This window comes from Burkholderia sp. WTPI3, assembly GCF_021483755.1.
GTDB lineage: Bacteria > Pseudomonadota > Gammaproteobacteria > Burkholderiales > Burkholderiaceae > Burkholderia.
On sequence record NZ_JAGIXF010000078.1, the window covers coordinates 1 to 16,093 of the forward strand.

A 16,093-nucleotide genomic window follows, 5' to 3' on the forward strand; every position below is an offset into this window, starting at 1 on the left:
GCCGTCAAGGCGATGGCGCGCCGCAAGCTCATCATCGCGGGCGTCACCAACGACGTCTGCACTGTGTTCCCGGCACTGAGCCTCGTGCGCGACGGCTACGACGTGCAGGTGATTGCCGATGCCGGCGGCTCGCCAAGCAAGATCGGCGACGACATGGCTTTGCGCCGCATGGAGAAGAACGGCATCACACTCTCCAGTACTAACCAGGTGATTGCTGAGCTTGCGGGCAACTGGAGCACGCCCGAAGGGATGCGGATTGTGCAGGAAGTGATCATGCCCGCGTTGCAGAGCTGAGGGTGCACGCCTTGCCAGGCCCGATGTGATCATCCAAAGGCTTGGCGGTGCGCACCGACCGCGAGCGGCATGCGGGACACCGCGCTCACCAAGCAGCAAGCGCAGGCAAGCTCAATGTCCCATAAACGAGGTGAAGCGGTCCTTCAGCAAGGACGGGGCTAGGGCAGCAGTTGGCCGAGAGCAGTTTGACGCAGTCGGCCCCGGATGTACTGCAACACTGCTTTTCCAGCATAGGTGGCTGAGCTTGAGGCAGAGAGCGCCCCGTCTGCACTCAGCGTCTCGACCGGCCTTGCGCTGCCTCGGAAATCGGTCTAGAAATCAGGACGTTACCGCCGCAACACGAGGATTCTGGAGTGACGCAACTATTTTGCTCTAAGCCCGAAAAAGGCCACATGCGGCTATGCCGTCGGCTTGATCCACGTGGTCGTGAAGCCAAGCTCTCTCAACATTGTGAATGTGTTGCAGACAGAAACACCATTGTCCCGGCACACGTCCGGAACGCGGCGATTTGCCCGTTTTTTGGCTGGCGCAGATACCTCGATCGACACGACGACACGGTGACCCGGGTCGGTTACCGCGTACGCGATCAGGAATGGGTCCCTCCCGACTTCTTCGAGCTCCGTTTCGTCGAGGTCGGGAGCGTAGCCCTTCGCTAAGACAGAAGCCACGATTTCCGGGTCGGCCTCTTCTTGCAAAACAAGCGTCTCGTATACATCTGCGCGATTGAGCCATGTAACCAGGGCGTCTTTTTTTGCCTTGCCACCACCGTCGCGCACTTCGTCCAACGTCTCAATCGGCATCTTCACGTGCCCGAGTTCTGCCATGTGCAGCAGCCAATCCCAGAATACCGGAACCATCTCCATCGAGTAGTAGTCACGGTTGGCAGTGATCAGTACGTTAGCGTCGAGGAGATAAAGCTTCATGCCGCCCCTACCAACGCCTGAACATTGGTGGGCCGAACCCCCAGGATGCGGCCAGCTTTCGTCGGTGTCACAAAGCCTTCGGCGATCGCTCTGCGTGTTACTTCAACAAGCGCGTTGCCAACCCTGTGTCGCTTCACCACGTAGTAATTCGGGCCTCCTGCGGCGTCCGCTGCTTGCTCCTTCTTTTTGGCTCGCTCTTCCTCCCAGCTTCGGCGGAACTCGCCAGTAAGATCGGCCCACTGTTTGCGATCGATCTGGCGGCGCTTGAGCAGTCGATAAGCAACCAGAGCCCGGCTGACCTTACGACGGCTCGCGAAATCGCTGATCGCCGATATCAATTCGTGCCGCTCACCGCCGAACTGCCGAAGCTCCTTCATCTCGGCCTCTGGCAGTAGCATTTCGCTTGCGATGTCATTACAGAACTGTTCGATCTTCTGCTCGAAGTCAGCGCCGCTCACACCAGTGCGTCCAAGCCAGATATGCGCCAACTCGTGGAGCAGCGTGAATGACCACGCAACTTTCGCATCCTGATCGTTAACGACGATGAACGGCGCGACTTTTTCTGCTAGCGCGAAGCCACGGAAAATATCTGTGCTTAGTGCGGTGTGATGTGTGCCAAGGTTACCAATAAGGAGAACAAACACACCAAGCTTCTCTGTTAGTCCGCGTAGGTAGTTGAACGATTCCTCAACGCTTTTTTTGCGCCGAAATTCATCCAGATCGAACGAGAGCCGTTCACTGATTACCTCGGCAGCGTGCTCCACTGGTTGAGCCAACGTGATACTGCCGACGAACTTCAACGGCTGCGCCTCGTCCGAGTCCTCGAGAATCGACCTGACTAGACGCTGGCGGACGAACACATCGCGAACGAGGGCATCCAACTTGGGAGCACTCTCTAGTTCGCGGCCGCCAGGAAGCGTTCGGAAGTCTTCGCCCCGTTCGGCTTTCACCGGGGGGTGTTGAAGATAGAACGTCAGAAGTGGCCGCCGATAGGCCTTTGCCATCTTCAAGAGCAAGGGTCGGCTTGGGGCCTTCAAACCCTGTTCATACGTCTCGAGCGTTTCAGCGCCGCTTTGCCGGGCGCCCCCGAGCTGCAACGTTGTGGCGGCCTCATCGATGCCGAGGCCAGCAGCTTCTCTGGCCCATATGAGGATGCGGGGGTTGACCTGCGGCATTTTGGCTGAATTCGAGATGTGGTAGGACCGGTTCATTATAGACGTACCGCCCCTGAAAACGGTCCCGAAAAACAAGGGTGGCCCCACTGTCCCTGAGGCGAAAAGCAACGTGACCCGCCCTGTTCAATCCTGAGAAGTCGTATTGCCAGAATTGACTCATTGGGACGAGCCTCAATGCTATGCGACTGGGGGCTTCGGGACTGAGGATCCCGAGCCATGGCCCAATTTGCCGTGGGATGCGATGGCGTTCGCCGTCTGCGTGGCCAACACGCGCTGTCGCCGATTCACCGGATCCCGTACGTCATCCCGGTGACCGGGCTGGCTTGGGTGGCATCCCTCGCGCCGGCCATGCGGTTTTGCTATCAGCTTACAAGACTTGATAGCTTAAAAGATCCACTCGGCCGCCCCGCACGGACCACGGCATCGGTTCGCACCGTCCCTCCCGCCCCATCGCGCCCGCCCGGGGATGCCCTGGGCCGCACGGCCAGCAACCGACGCTCACATAACTAAAGTTGTAACTATCCGACAGCGCCAAGGAATTCCCACAAACCCATACCAGGCAAGGCTCCGCGGGAAATTCGATTTCAACTAAAGATGTGCCTAGCAGCGCGATCGCGTCAACAAAATTTGTAACGCGATGGGCGATTTCAACCAAAGTTGTGTCGCGATCGTCCCTCGACAGCGCCAACTCGTCGGCGCCGGCTGGATAAAGGCCTTTCCTTTATCACGCTGGCTCGGCTCGACCGCGAAACTCCGCTCGAAAGATCGCCTGAAGCTGCTCCGCGGGGAGCCCCGGAGTGGCGGGATGCCGCCAACGAACCCTGCCGGCCGCTGGTAGACACAAAATTAGTTGAAACGTAGTAGCAACTTTGGTTGTGTGAGCGCCCTGCGGCAGTCACAAATCGAATCCGTCCCGAAATGAAGGGTAACATAGCCCTTACTATCGACCCTTTCACTTCTGCCGCCAACGACTCGGCCACCTGCGCGTGACAAACCAAGCGCTGTCCGAGACACAAGCGAGCACTGCCCGGCGAACCTCCTTGCGTAGATAGCAAAAGTTTCTACGTAGAAACTTTCAGCTGGGGGAAGCACTCCGATGCGCCTGATCTAGAAAGTCGCTTTGCCCAGTGGATTCCTCCGGCTGTCCGTGAAGAACTTATAGAGCATTTGCGGGATGACTGGTCGCGCATCCTGCTAAATTGTCAAACCAACGTCCGGTACGTTAGTGCGCTGCAATTGCTCCAGCGCATCGAGGTAGCGATGGACTGGAACAACAGAAAGCTGCTCATCATGGAGAAGGACCAACGCCTTGAGCACCGTACGCTCTGAGTCGTTCAAAGTCCACGGGTCACCATGCTCGGCGCGTGCAATGCATTCAGCAAGCGCGTTGCCCGCTCGACGACACGGCTCCGCATCTTCGTCAGCAGATAAACAGACGGCGAGAGCCAGCACGTTGGACAACGTAACGATGGCATCGACATCGCCGCGGCCGTCACAGAGTGCAGCAAGAGCGAGATGGTGTTTGAGCGCAAGGCGCCGTATCTGTTCCGCCGGAAGGGGTAGAAGCTGGGCCTTCGTGAGCGGCCGACGACGCAAAGTTGAGTGTTTTCGCATAAATGGATCTCGGCGTTCAACTCGATACCGAAATGACATTGGATTCGGGATCAGCGGGAGATTTTTGCCGCGGAACTAATCTCCCTTCATACCGAATTCGTATCGCAAACTCATGTGCCGCGCCCGCGCCGCTCCAGTTCAATTCGGGTGCGCTCGAGCTCTCGTGCGAACGTGGCTTCGTCCGGCAATACCGTCTGATATTCAGCCGCGAGAACCTTGTTCGGCAAGTTGTCGAGCGCGTAATGTGCCTCTGCGGCGCCTTTTTCGGCACATAGGATGAGACCCACCGGTGGATTTTCCCCGGGCTTCATCCAGTGCTCGCGCGCGTAATTGAGGTAGAGGTGCATCTGTCCGGCGTCGGCATAGCTGAAGCGCCCGACCTTCAGGTCAATAATGAGCAGACATCGCAGTCGTCGATGAAAAAACACCAGGTCGACACGGAACCAGGTGTCATCGATCCGGAGGCGCCGCTGCCGACCGATGAAAGCAAAATCATCGCCGAGCTCCAGCAGGAAGTCGGCGAGATGTTGGATCAAGCCGGCCTCGAGATCCGACTCCGAGTACTCGTCCTTCATATCGAGGAACTCAAGGACGAACGGATCGCGAATCGCCTCCTCAGGTGTGAGTAACTCTCCCGGCTGCGGTTCAGCGGCTTTTCCGAGCAGAGACGCCTTGTTGCGGGACAACGCCAGTCGCTCGTAGAGCTGACTGCTCACCTGGCGGTCGAGTTGACGCACGGACCAGCCTTCACGCAGCGCCTCGGCTTCATAGAAATCGCGCGCAGCGGCCGCCTTCACCGAAAGCAGGCGCACATAGGCTGACCAGGGCAACGGAAACGCCTGCGCGACCGTGCTGAGTTCAAGCGGCGTGGCCTCGGCCCCTGCAACGGATAATCGCGTGGCCGATTTTGCAGACGGTGTCGGGACAATTTTGGGGGCGGCGGATTGTGCAGACAGCGTCTGCACAATCCGATCGGCCGGCCAGGCCAGATAGAAAGCACGCATCTGGGCAATGTTGCGCCACCCGAAGCCACGGCCGAACCGCTGCGACAAGTCTCCGCCCAAGCGCCGGATCACAGCCTCGCCGTAGGCCGCCCTTTCGTCACCACCCTGCTCGAACAGCACGATCCGCCGCCCGATTTCCCAGTACGTCGCCGTCATCAACGCGTTCACGCTGCGGGCCGCGGCCGCGCGGGTGGACGCGACCACCTCAGCAATCTCACTGTGCAGGCCCGCGTAAGTGGCTTGTTCAACTTCCCGCTGCGTCACGACGCGTTCACCACATCCTTAAAGGCCTTGCCGGCAGTGAACTTCACCGTGTTCGCTGCGGCGATCGCAATCTCAGCCCCCGTCGTCGGATTGCGACCGGTCCGCGCCGCGCGCTGCCCCCGCGAGAACGCGCCGAAGCCGATGAGCTGCACCGCCTCGCCACGGCTCACGGCCTCGGTGATGACGTCCAACGCCGCCTGGACCGTCTTACCTGCTTCACTCTTGCTGACGCCGACACCTGCGGCAACGGCGTCGATGAGTTCCTGCTTGTTCATGAACCCTCCTGCTCACCAAGTCAAAGTCGAACCCTACCGCACACCACGACCGACACGCAAACCCCGGAGAGTCAAGACGGTCGTGCCGCCGGTGACCGCCTGCCATACAGAAGCCAGGCTTGCGCCTCACGCTTCGCGACTTGGCCGACACCCGGTGCCCGCTGTTGCAGATATCGAGCACGCGTCGTCGGCCTGCGCTCGCCGCCCCACCGCCGACAGCGTAGCCCAAACGGAGACGATCACCATATGAGTCAGACCCCAATTAATTTAACCGTGATAAGTCCTATTATTAGGGTTACGCTTAATGGCTTTAAATAGGGGGAAGATTCGTTGCGCCTTGCCGGTTAAGTGATCACCGACTGTTGATTTGCACGGAATCCCCCGTGGGTCAGGATTCCGTGCAAATCAACAGACAGTGGTCATCGTCGCGCAAAGCGGAAGTCCAACGCGCGAACCACATTCCCATCCTTGATCGGTTGCCAGCTAACCATGACGTTGGTTTGCAGATTGAATTTTTCGACAGCCGAATCGATCGCGCACGGCCTGATCTTGTGAAAACGATAGTTCGCCGGCATCCGCAGCATCGCACGCAAACCCTCAACGCTGACTTGCCACCGCCCGTGCTCGGCTTCACGCACCAGGTATTCAAGAGTACGCGCCGCGTACGTTGACGATGATGGATCGGGCCCCAGGCGGACGACGTCGTCCTTCTTCGGCGGATGGTGCCGATTGAAGCGATATCGATTGAGTGGACCGGCCAGCCTTTCGTAGACATCTTCGAGCCATAATTTATGGCAACCGAGGAGGTCAGCATGAGCGGCAAGCGGTACACGGATGAGTTCAAGATCGAGGCAGTCAAACAGGTAACCGAACGGGGTCATTCGGTGGCAGAGGTGGCCCAGCGTTTGGGCATCACGACCCACAGCCTTTACGCATGGAAACTGAAGTTCGGCAGGCCCGACGTCGTGCGGCAGGCGGAACTGGATCAGAGCGCCGAGGTTCGGCGACTGAAGGCCGAGCTCAAGCGCATGACCGAGGAACGCGACATTCTAAAAAAAGCCGCCGCGTACTTTGCAAAGGGATAACGGCAAGGTACGCATTCATGCGATCCCATCTCGGCGAGTTCCACCTGCACTCGATGTGCCGAGTCCTTGGCGTGCATCGCAGCGGCTATTACGTCTGGCAGCGGCAGACAGTTGGAGCCCGCAAGCGCGAGGATGATCGATTGCTCGGTTTGATCAAGCATTCCTGGCTAGCCAGCGGCGGCGTCTATGGCTACCGCAAGATCACGGTGGATTTGCGTGAATCGGGCGAAACGTGCAGCCGTCACCGCGTCCATCGCCTCATGAAAGGCGAAGGTCTGCGGGCAGAAGTGGGCTATGGCAGCAAGCCCCGCTATCGGGGTGGTCCGGTCGGCGTAATCGCCAACGTGCTGAACCGTGAGTTCGCGCCAACCGCACCGAACCGGGTCTGGGTAACGGACATCACGTACATCCGGACTTACGAGGGCTGGCTGTATCTGGCGGCTGTTATGGATCTGTACTCGCGCCAGATCGTCGGTTGGGCTACGCGCTCGACGATGACCAGCGATCTGGTTTTACAGGCGTTGTTGGCTGCGGTTTGGAAACGCAAACCGGGACCCGGTGTCATGGTGCATTCCGATCAGGGCAGTCAATTCACGAGCGATGACTGGCAGTCATTCCTGAAGGCGCACCATATGGTGCCAAGCATGAGTCGGCGCGGTAATTGCCACGACAATGCCGTGGCCGAGAGCTTCTTCAGCGCCCTAAAAAAGGAGCGAATCAAGCGGCGCATCTATCCGAGTCGGGCGACCGCGACCTCGGACCTGTTCGATTACATCGAAATGTTTTATAACCCGGTTCGTCGGCATGGTTCCGCCGGCGATCTTTCACCGATTGAGTTTGAGCGGCGCTACGCGCTAAACGGCTCGTGAGTGTCTATGAAACTCTGGCCGGTCCAGAGCCCGTTCTTTACGCAGCCACGCCTGCTTGCATAGCGTGTTCAATGCAACACGCACTCCAATGCAACACGCACTCGTTTCATTTCCGCCGATTGGGGATCGACATTTCGTGCGTACAGCATTGTTGCAATCTCTCGGCCGGTACTTCCCGGATTCTCGATGACGAGATCGACAATGAGTCGCATGACAATGTTCGGTCTTGCCAAGACAACCTCTTCTCCCATGTGAACGACAGAAATGCTAACCCTGGCGTCGCTATTTCAGAAATATCACGCAGGATCGCATTGACTGCGCGCCCAGGAGAAGGCTGACATCGGGTCGATGAAGAATGCAACTAACGATCAACCGCACTCCACTCTTCGACATGCCTCCTCGCGCCTCACAACCCCTGTCTACAAAAGCGGGGGCCTTTAACTGCCAGGCGCCCCTCACCCGAGGTTTGCTCGAATCGGACGCGTCTGCATGAAGACGTAGAGCGAGAACGCCGCTCGCAGCGACTCATGTTGCGAAAGCAAAGCCTCATTCAAGTCGGCCATTGGATCGATACTCAACCGACGCATCGTCAGCTTCGCAGCAGGAGACCGTTTGTAGTTGCGACGCCAATCCTCTCTTTGTTCCGGCGTCGCGGCCTCGTACGCGTCCCAGCCCTGCCGAACCTCATCGCCCATCCGCTCCTGCGCACTCACCTCCTGTGCTGCGGCCTGCAGTGCCACGCGGTTTTGAGCTTGTGCCTTTGCTTCGGTCTCTTGCTGCTCACGCTCAATGAGAGACTGCTGAACCTGCACCATTTCGCGCTCAGCATCGGAGACTGCCCAACCTTCTTTGAGAGCCTTCATGAAAAAGCCAGCCGGACTCTTCGTCACCTTGCCCAACTTCAAGCTGAATCGAGTACGGTCAATCGCTTGCTCGAGACGTTCATCGGTGTAGGTGTCTCGATCGCCAACGATCTGATTGAACTGCGCTGTCGAAAGCCCAAACTCCTGCTTCAGGGCTTGATAGATCTCCTTGGCGTGCTCGTGCGTATGCAACACCCGTTCGGCGAGATCTTTACGGCTGATTCGGAACCGGAGACTGCCAATTTTTCGCGAACCCGGCAGGTTCCGCGTTTCGTACGCAAGGGAGAGGTCAGAAACTTCGTTGATCTGCTGTACGGCCGGTTCGAGCCAATCCCGTTTGAAGTACTTGAACACCTGCGCATTCGCGCCCATCTCTCCCTGCCATCCACGCAACTCGTCGAGTGGGATCCAGTCGGTCTGCCCTTCATCCGCGTGCGGAAGCAAGTGGTCGTACATCACCCGCGCGTAGGACAAGGTGAACATCGAGGTGATGCGCAGACTCAACCAATGCGACTTACCCTTCCCTCGAATAATTCCAATCAGATCGGGCGGGACACGGAATTGAAAGCGGCCACCCTGGTAGGAGATACGGCCGATCAGTTGCGTCGAACCGAAAGGCCGCTCACCGTCAGCGTCCGCGGGCGCCGTCGCCTGGATAAGGGCTTTTTGCGCCTCGGTGATGACCTGCTCGAGGTGGGTGTTGTTGCGGCTCGAGTAGCGCATGAGCCATTTGAAATAGTCCAACTCCACGTCATAGAGGTCACGGGGCCGTTCGTCGTAGGCGACAATGAAGTACGCTGCATCGATCAAGCGGCGAGCGGCCACACCCAGGTCGACGATTCGAATGAGGACGTTGTTACGAGAAAAACCAATATCTGACCTTGCGCTATCGACTGGCAGCCCTTCTGCCGACGCATCATCGAACAGGGCAAGCGCCAACTGCTGAGACGTCGCCAATTGCCCTCTTTCCGCCATGCCGCCCTCCGCCATCACGCTGCATTTGTCATATTGGAGCGTAATGTACCGGTGGCAAAGTGAACCGTCAACACACGCCACCTCACCTTCGGCATGCAACGCCCACATTTCACCTCACCTTTGAGCCCATTCGCCTCACCCCCGCGCCCAAAAACCTCACCTTAGTCGCCAATTTCTCTCACCATTCTGTGGACTTTTCCTCACCTTCGGTCTCAATCCACAGCGCCTTCAGCACACAACCCCTCACCTTTCGAACCTAACGCATTGATTTATAAGGAATGTGCCTATGCTGTTAGTTGTTGGTGGGTTTTCTTTGTTTACAACAACAACCAACCCGGCAAACAAGAGAGGCTGCCGGGTGAGAAAGCCTGTGTACGACGGCCGAATTCCACAAGGGCTCAAGGCGCCGTACTCCCTGGTACTTCCAAGGTTCTTTTGGCCTAAAGACCGCGCTCGATGGTGAGGTGGATTGTGAATTCCGCCTAAACGATGCCAATTCATCAGGGTCATGGCTCGCCTAAGGTGAGGGAAATTGTGTGCTGCGGCGCTGCGAACAAGGCCATACGGCGAGTTCCCACGACACAATTCACCTCACCTTTCTCTGCCCGATGCTTCTGCTTCCTGCGAAAGGCCGATGGACGCGGGTATTTGGAGCCGAGCGGGCGAATAATCAGTTCCCGACGCGAATTACATAGCGATTTTTCGGTCTTGCTAGTATTCTACGGTTCGTGTTTAAAAACTGCAGAACCGTATAAATCTGCGGTGAGCGTGAAAAAAGCACCTCACCGTTGAACTCAAGAGGAAGCGTCTAATGAAAATGAGCGAGTTGCCAGCAGTTGCGCGGCAGGTGAAGCTATCTCAGCTTGGCGAGTTCGCAAAGCGGTTATCCGTGATGACCGACGAGCTTCGTGAGGACATCTTGGCCCCGCGGCCTCGCAAGAACCCCCCGGTATTCACGATCGGCGAACTGAGCGAGATGTGTGGCCTCGATCGCCAGAAGATCAACTATATGGCGACGAAGGAAGGCGGCGATCTGCCGCCTGGCGAAGCTCACGGCTCGGGCCGCGCTCGCATCTTCACGTTGGCTGAAGCGCGCACGTGGGTGCAGAAGGCTTCGAACATCTTTCAGACCGCTCTCGTCACTGGTAAGGGCGAGCATCGCGGCCGGGTCCTGATCACGGCAAACTTCAAGGGCGGCTCGACCAAGACGACAATCACGATGTGCGAGGCCCAGGCGCTTAGCTTGCGTGGCCGCCGGGTCCTCGTCATTGATCTCGATCCGCAGGCTTCGCTCTCGGAGCTTTGCGGGCTGTATGCAGAGAAGGATGTGACGTGGGAAGACACAGTGCTTCCGTTCATCTACGATCCCTCCATGGAGGGGGGGCTTGCGTCAAAGGTCCAGTCGACCTATTGGGATGGGATCGACGTCATTCCGGCGCACAACTATTTGCATGACGCGGAATTCCACTTGCCCACAGCTCAGGCGGAAAATCCGGGATATGAATTCTGGTCAGTTCTGCGTCGCGGCATCGAACCGCTTCGTTCCGAGTATGACTACATCATTCTCGACACCGCCCCCTCCCTGTCCTATTTGACGCTGAACGGGCTCATGGCTGCCGACGCGATGGTCATGCCGCTTGTTCCGGAAAGCCTCGACTTCATCTCGTCGGTGTCGTTCTGGTCACTGTTCTCCGAAATTGCTGCAGGCTTTGTCGACCACGAACTCGACAAGACCTATGACTTCATTTCGGTATTGCTCTCGAAGGTTGACTATGGTGCGGTGTCGTCCGCACCAGCGGTCCGAGTCTGGGCTCAACGAGCGTACGGCGACTGGCTTTCGGCGACTGAAATCCCTGCGAGTTCGGTAATGAGCAATGGTGCGCTGGCGCTGTCGACTGTCTTCGATCTTTCTCGATCCGACGGCGTCGCGAAGACCTTGGCGCGGGTGAAGCAACCGTTGATAGACCACTGTAAATGGATCGACGACCAGTCGGTCGCACGCTGGAGGGCGGAGGCATGAGTAACCTGCGAGAACGGATGATGAGCAAGACAGCGGGCTTGCGCGCGGCTAAGGACATCGAGCTCGCCGCGCAGCCTGAGAAGCCTGCTACCCCAAGAACTGCACCTGGAATGGCGGCCGCACTCGCGACCGCTCAGGCTCGGATCTTGGACCTCGAGCGGAGCACCACTTCGCACGAATTGGCGGTTGCGGATATCGTTCCCAATCCGTGGCAACCTCGCCGGATCTTCAATGAGGCTAAGCTCACCGAGCTCGCGGAGTCAATCCGCGAGTCGGGTTTGATTCAACCTATCGTCGTCCGAAAGACGGCGTCGGGTTACCAAATCGTGGCGGGGGAACGACGCTGGCGTTCCCACAAGATGATCGGGAAAGACACGATCAAGGCCGTCATTACAGACATCTCAGACCAGGATATGGCGATGCTTGCCTTGGTCGAGAACGTTGTGCGCGACGGCCTCACCGACTACGAGATCGCTCGCTCGGTACGCGAAACAGAGAAGGAGTTTCCGAATCGGAAGCGGATGGCCGAAGGCCTCGGAATTTCTCGTTCTGAGCTGTATCGGTATTTGGCATTCGCGGAATTGCCCGCCTTCATCATCAAAGACCTTGAGCTTCAGCCTCGGCTACTCGGTGCCCATGCCGCAGAGGCTGTTGTCGCCGTGCTTCGAAATCGTGAAGGGCGTGCGATTGAGATTGCCCAGGAGCAATGGGCGCAGGTGGTTGCCGGTGAGCTCGATCAGACGAAGCTTGCGAAGGCGATGAAGCTCGCGATCGAAAGCGATGGAAAGGGCGGCGCTGTGAGCGATCGCCAGATCGATAAGATTTTTGCAGGAAAGAATCAGGCGGGCTCCATCACAAGGGACGCGGGCAACTTTACGGTGAAGATTAAGGCAGGAATGCTCACCGTAGAAAAGGAAGAGAAGATCCGGGCTCTTATTTCGCAGCTGTTTTCCGCTCCAGACTGAGGCCCCGCGATGTCCAACCAAGCCCGCGATCCGCGGGCTTTTTTTTACGAGCTTTCACGTGTCCCCATTGGGGACACGTGCGGTCTCAGCGGTCATCGCTCGAGAAGGAAACTGGGCAGTGTCCCCAATGGGGACACCCAATACTTGGGCCGCTTCGCGCTAGAAACCTCGAATATTCACGCGTGCGGGAAAGCTTCGCCCCGCCGGGAATGCACTTGAATGCCCGAATTCGGCAGGCGACTGGGCTAGGCTGCCGACCTCACTCGCCCCTATGGCTCTTCCTCGCACCCCCTACTTTGATCGAGTTTTGCGGATGCCGTACGGTCGTCTGCGCGCATCCGATCTCGCGACCCAATATCTCTCCGGCGTGTTCCGTCAGGACGGCGTCCAGTTCGACGCCACAACCCAAGTGACACTCGATGGTGTCCACATCAGCAGCGCTGAATACGCGCAGTTGCTGATGATATTCAATGGCGCCCGTGCACATGCTCAAGCCGAGTACGAGCTTGGGAGCGATCTCTCACCGCCGTTCAGCCAGCGGTCATTCAACACCCTCACAAAAATCGCATCGGTATGTATGAAGATGTCGAGGGTGGCCTGTCACTTCACCTTGAAGATGGCATCGATAGCGTCGATGAAAATGAACAGGAACTAGCTGGTGATATCGCGGAAGCGGGCCGACAAGCGTTGCACATCGATCATGTGTTCCTCCGCCGCAAGCCCCTGACTATCTCGGTACAGTCGCGTTTGCGTTGTGCGCGATAACTGCACATTGCCTTGGCTATCGTCGGATTACCCTTCTCGCCGGAGGTGGGGAGGGTTACGACGAACACCTGATTGGTTACCGCTACTGGCCTAAAATTGGCTTCGACGCCCCTACAGAGCCACATCAGCGGGCGATTCCAGCGTTTGCAGATTGTTGGACTGCGCAGGATCTCATTGCCTGCGATCACCCTTGGCGGGAAGTCCATGGGTCGCAACGGTTGATGGAGTTCGATCTTGGCTCGGGCAGTCGATCCTGGGCAAAGCCGCTAGACTATTTGCTCGAGAAGGAGCTGATATGAGCGAAGTCACGAAACCCGAAAAGGCCGCTACCGAGCTCGCTGCTCGCAAGGTTGTAGCGGAAGTCGCGCTTCGGAAAAAGAAGCCATCCCCGCTCACGGCGGAGACAAAGGCACATTTGCGTCTGGCTGCGAGAAAGAAAATCGTGTGCTCTGCGCCTGAACTGCCGGAGTGGCGAAAGTCGACCTAATAGCAGGACGGGCCTTCTGGCCCGTTTCTTTTTGGAGTGACGAGACCTATCGGTTTTCCAGCGAGGTAGTGCTTTGGACATCGCTGTGCGCCTATCACCCTTTCTGGTCCTCTCACACGCTTGCGCGGGGTAGGCGGAACCAACTCACCATAAACTCGCGGGTAGTGAACTGCGTCCGCCGATTATCTTGTACGGGTCGCCCCGTTCGAGAGCCGCAAACGTATCACGATGCTCAGATGGGGCCGAGTGGGTTAGTGGTATCCTCGGCCTTTACGTTTCGCCGACGCCGAGTCAGTGCCTGCACTTTTCCCGCATGCAGGAAAAATGTTCCTGACAATCAAACGCCGTGATTTGTAAGCGATGCTGCTGCGTCTACGCAAAGCGCTGGCTGGCCGCATCGTCAATATCTCAAGCGCGGGGGCACTCGCGCTGAAGGACAATTCGACGGATTGCTCACGTGGGTATATTGGCGTCGACTAGGCATCGAAAATCTGACTCGCCATCGAACTCGATGGCACCAACATCAAAGTCAACGCAGCGCGCCCGGGCTTCACGGCAACCGATTTGAGCAACTACGCTACCGCGGCGCGGGAAGCGCTGAGGAAGCGGCGCGCAAGCCGATCCGCCTGGCTCTGCTCGGTGCGGACGGCCCACTCCGTTGGAGAGGTGCCCAGTCCGAGCTTTGACAGGAAGCGGACCGTCCGACGGTATGACGAGCGGCGACTGCGGCAATACTACGGATACTCTCGCTACGCGTGGCCTGCACCATCTTGAATACGCTGGGCTCGACTTGGCCAGATCCGCCACAGGTGAACTAGACCACGCGAAAGACCGCCGGCATTTGAATGGCACACGCTTTCACCCACGATAACCCGGCTGCGGCTTGGCCTTTCATGGGCGATTCAATGTTGTATACAGATATATCTCCAAACAGCATTGCGCCTGATCCGCCATCAGGTATAGACGCTTAGGCTTCGCCGCGTCGTCCCGGCCGACTGGCGGTACGGATCTCGCCGGCCGCCTCTGCAGCCGCCGCCGTGAACTGCTGCCAAGCGATCTCCAGCTCTACCATCCGGGCCTCGGCCGCGGCCGCCAGCCGTTCCCGGTGGAGCGCCAGCCAGGCGGCCAGCGCCGCGAGATCGGCTCGATCGTTGGCCCGGCGGCCGGGCGTGGCGAAGTCGCGGTGCAGGTCGTTGACCGAGACCGCGTGACCGAACAGCGCGTGCATCAGCTGCCGCGTGGTCGTGATCGTCGTATCGGGCGGGGGCGGGGCGATCGCCTGGACGAACGCGATCACCGCGCGCGCCCGGGCGCGGCGCTTGATGCCGCTCATCAGGCCGCGCAGGTGACGGCTGCCGATCTCGGGGTGGTCGAGCATGGCCTGCACGGCCGCGTCGTGATCGGCCGAGGTGAAGAAGGGCATCATCCCAACGGGCTGTATAGAGATATATCTTTATACAGCCCGATGTTCGCCGTGTCGAACCGGGGGCAAAAGTGCCACATCTGATAACTCTGCTTATCAGATGTGGAATTTTTCGTCGTCAGATCGGCCGCATTTTCCCCTATACTTGTCCAGACCCCGCCGGGCAAGGCGCAACGGGGCACGGTCGCAATCGCGGCGAACCGGCCTGGTCGCGACGGCGGCCGCACACCGTGCGGCGCGCTACGGATTTCGTCATGACCAATACATTGCGCTGGCCGCCCCTTCCGGAGTTCACGATGACGCCACCCTCGATTAACTTGACCGACCCGACCGATGTCCGACGCTTGCTGCTCGACGACGGTCGCGCGGTGCGTGCTCAGTTCGTCGCCGCACTCGGTCAGGAGCTCGGCGCGCTGGCCGACGGACTGGCGGACTGCTTTCGGCGTGCGCTCCTGGTCAAGTTGGCCGCCGCAGCGGTGCGGACCCAGCGCACCACGCTGATGGCTGACCTCGCGTTTGAGGTGCTGGACGACGTGGTCGTCTCCACCCAACTGATGGTCACGGGCAAAGCGGCTGCGGCCGGCAATGTCGCGCGCCAGGCGATCGAGGGGCTGGCGATGGCGCTGCTCTGCTCGGTGGACCGGGATCTCGTGATCGAGCAGCGACCGAAGCAGGGGGATCGGCTCGGACGCTACTGGAAGCTGCTGCTGGCCAACGATCGATTGGTCGAAGCCCAGCGCGCGGTTCGGCAGCTGGAGTGGAATGCGCCGCTGCTCGGGCTCACCCCGGACGGTGTCGCCTATCTCGCCAGCGTGCAGAAGCACTGGAGCGCCCTGAGCCATGCAGGCGTGGTGACGATCGCCCATCGTCGAGCCTTGAACGGCGCCGGGGCGCTCGAGGTAGGCGGGCGCTTTGACCCGGCGAAACTCGACTGGTACCGCACGGACATGACGTGGCGTCTCGGGTTGTGCGACCAGTTTGCGCGCGTGCTGGACCGGCTGCTCGTTACGCTATCAACGGACGTGGCGGTGGCTGCGAAGTCGGCCGCGCCGAACCCACCGGCGTCGGCGTGATGGTCTTGTCCGGCAACAG

15 protein-coding genes are annotated in these 16,093 nt (G+C 58.9%); 7 read left to right on the plus strand and 8 right to left on the minus strand.

Annotated features, from left to right (window positions below; genetic code table 11):
* On the plus strand, positions 1-294 hold a 294-nt coding region (locus tag J7024_RS29395), incomplete at its 5' end, for an isochorismatase family protein (RefSeq protein WP_234745686.1).
* A 398-nt stretch (positions 295-692) separates the two neighbouring features.
* Here the strand turns inward: J7024_RS29395 and J7024_RS29400 are convergent.
* From J7024_RS29400 to J7024_RS29425, 6 genes are all read right to left on the minus strand, one after another.
* Positions 693-1,217, minus strand: coding sequence for a DUF4411 family protein (locus tag J7024_RS29400; protein ID WP_124594541.1), 525 nt, complete (start codon positions 1,215-1,217; stop codon positions 693-695).
* Positions 1,214-2,428 carry an ImmA/IrrE family metallo-endopeptidase gene (locus tag J7024_RS29405; RefSeq protein WP_234745687.1) on the minus strand — a complete coding sequence of 405 codons (1,215 nt, stop codon included), beginning with the start codon at positions 2,426-2,428 and terminating at the stop codon, positions 1,214-1,216. The genes J7024_RS29400 and J7024_RS29405 overlap by 4 nt, the downstream gene beginning before the upstream one ends.
* A 1,158-nt stretch (positions 2,429-3,586) precedes the next feature.
* Positions 3,587-4,006 (minus strand): hypothetical protein, encoded by a 420-nt coding sequence (locus tag J7024_RS29410; RefSeq protein ID WP_234745688.1) that lies wholly within the window; start codon positions 4,004-4,006, stop codon positions 3,587-3,589.
* Positions 4,007-4,116: 110 nt separating this feature from the next.
* Positions 4,117-5,274, minus strand: coding sequence for a PDDEXK nuclease domain-containing protein (locus tag J7024_RS29415; RefSeq protein WP_234745689.1), 1,158 nt, complete (start codon positions 5,272-5,274; stop codon positions 4,117-4,119).
* Positions 5,271-5,549 (minus strand): HU family DNA-binding protein, encoded by a 279-nt coding sequence (locus J7024_RS29420; RefSeq protein ID WP_234745690.1) that lies wholly within the window; start codon positions 5,547-5,549, stop codon positions 5,271-5,273. Before J7024_RS29420 ends, J7024_RS29415 begins: the two co-directional genes overlap by 4 nt.
* A gap of 419 nt (positions 5,550-5,968) precedes the next feature.
* Positions 5,969-6,430: a replication initiation protein gene (locus J7024_RS29425; protein ID WP_234745691.1), complete on the minus strand. Its 462-nt coding sequence runs from the start codon at positions 6,428-6,430 to the stop codon at positions 5,969-5,971.
* On the opposite strand from J7024_RS29425, the gene J7024_RS29430 reads away from it, so the two are divergent.
* A protein-coding gene (locus J7024_RS29430) for an IS3 family transposase (RefSeq protein ID WP_175752761.1) occupies positions 6,362-7,503 on the plus strand; the annotation gives its coding sequence in 2 pieces (ribosomal slippage) (positions 6,362-6,599 and positions 6,599-7,503; 1,143 coding nt in all). The genes J7024_RS29425 and J7024_RS29430 overlap by 69 nt on opposite strands.
* 455 nt (positions 7,504-7,958) lie before the next feature.
* On the opposite strand, the gene J7024_RS29435 is transcribed toward J7024_RS29430, so the two are convergent.
* Positions 7,959-9,341, minus strand: a complete 1,383-nt coding sequence (locus J7024_RS29435) for a replication initiation protein (protein WP_098557368.1) — start codon at positions 9,339-9,341, stop codon at positions 7,959-7,961.
* 811 nt (positions 9,342-10,152) lie between these two features.
* Here J7024_RS29435 and J7024_RS29440 point away from each other — a divergent pair.
* The 4 genes from J7024_RS29440 to J7024_RS29455 all read left to right on the plus strand — a co-directional run bounded on the left by J7024_RS29440 (position 10,153) and on the right by J7024_RS29455 (position 13,578).
* Positions 10,153-11,361, plus strand: coding sequence for a ParA family protein (locus J7024_RS29440; RefSeq protein ID WP_124825603.1), 1,209 nt, complete (start codon positions 10,153-10,155; stop codon positions 11,359-11,361).
* A complete protein-coding gene (locus J7024_RS29445; RefSeq protein ID WP_098557230.1) occupies positions 11,358-12,326 on the plus strand; it encodes a ParB/RepB/Spo0J family partition protein in 969 nt (322 codons plus the stop codon). The genes J7024_RS29440 and J7024_RS29445 overlap by 4 nt, the downstream gene beginning before the upstream one ends.
* 313 nt (positions 12,327-12,639) lie before the next feature.
* Positions 12,640-12,981, plus strand: coding sequence for a hypothetical protein (locus J7024_RS29450; protein WP_234745692.1), 342 nt, complete (start codon positions 12,640-12,642; stop codon positions 12,979-12,981).
* Positions 12,982-13,386: 405 nt separating this feature from the next.
* Entirely contained in the window at positions 13,387-13,578 is a 192-nt protein-coding gene (locus J7024_RS29455) for a hypothetical protein (protein WP_234745693.1), read from the plus strand.
* A gap of 967 nt (positions 13,579-14,545) precedes the next feature.
* Here J7024_RS29455 and J7024_RS29460 read toward each other — a convergent pair.
* Positions 14,546-15,004: a hypothetical protein gene (locus tag J7024_RS29460; protein WP_234745694.1), complete on the minus strand. Its 459-nt coding sequence runs from the start codon at positions 15,002-15,004 to the stop codon at positions 14,546-14,548.
* A 251-nt stretch (positions 15,005-15,255) separates the two neighbouring features.
* Between J7024_RS29460 and J7024_RS29465 the strand changes: the two genes are divergently transcribed.
* A complete protein-coding gene (locus J7024_RS29465) occupies positions 15,256-16,074 on the plus strand; it encodes a hypothetical protein (RefSeq protein ID WP_234745695.1) in 819 nt (272 codons plus the stop codon).
* The last annotated feature ends 19 nt before the right edge of the window (positions 16,075-16,093 follow it).

Coding starts and splice junctions, on each gene's coding strand:
- J7024_RS29400 (WP_124594541.1), bottom strand. CDS start 1,217: ATGAAGCTTTATCTCCTCGACGCTAACGTACTGATCACTGCCAACCGT.
- J7024_RS29405 (WP_234745687.1), bottom strand. CDS start 2,428: ATGAACCGGTCCTACCACATCTCGAATTCAGCCAAAATGCCGCAGGTC.
- J7024_RS29410 (WP_234745688.1), bottom strand. CDS start 4,006: ATGCGAAAACACTCAACTTTGCGTCGTCGGCCGCTCACGAAGGCCCAG.
- J7024_RS29420 (WP_234745690.1), bottom strand. CDS start 5,549: ATGAACAAGCAGGAACTCATCGACGCCGTTGCCGCAGGTGTCGGCGTC.
- J7024_RS29425 (WP_234745691.1), bottom strand. CDS start 6,430: ATGACCCCGTTCGGTTACCTGTTTGACTGCCTCGATCTTGAACTCATC.
- J7024_RS29435 (WP_098557368.1), bottom strand. CDS start 9,341: ATGGCGGAAAGAGGGCAATTGGCGACGTCTCAGCAGTTGGCGCTTGCC.
- J7024_RS29440 (WP_124825603.1), top strand. CDS start 10,153: ATGAAAATGAGCGAGTTGCCAGCAGTTGCGCGGCAGGTGAAGCTATCT.
- J7024_RS29445 (WP_098557230.1), top strand. CDS start 11,358: ATGAGTAACCTGCGAGAACGGATGATGAGCAAGACAGCGGGCTTGCGC.
- J7024_RS29450 (WP_234745692.1), top strand. CDS start 12,640: ATGCCGTACGGTCGTCTGCGCGCATCCGATCTCGCGACCCAATATCTC.
- J7024_RS29455 (WP_234745693.1), top strand. CDS start 13,387: ATGAGCGAAGTCACGAAACCCGAAAAGGCCGCTACCGAGCTCGCTGCT.
- J7024_RS29460 (WP_234745694.1), bottom strand. CDS start 15,004: ATGATGCCCTTCTTCACCTCGGCCGATCACGACGCGGCCGTGCAGGCC.
- J7024_RS29465 (WP_234745695.1), top strand. CDS start 15,256: ATGACCAATACATTGCGCTGGCCGCCCCTTCCGGAGTTCACGATGACG.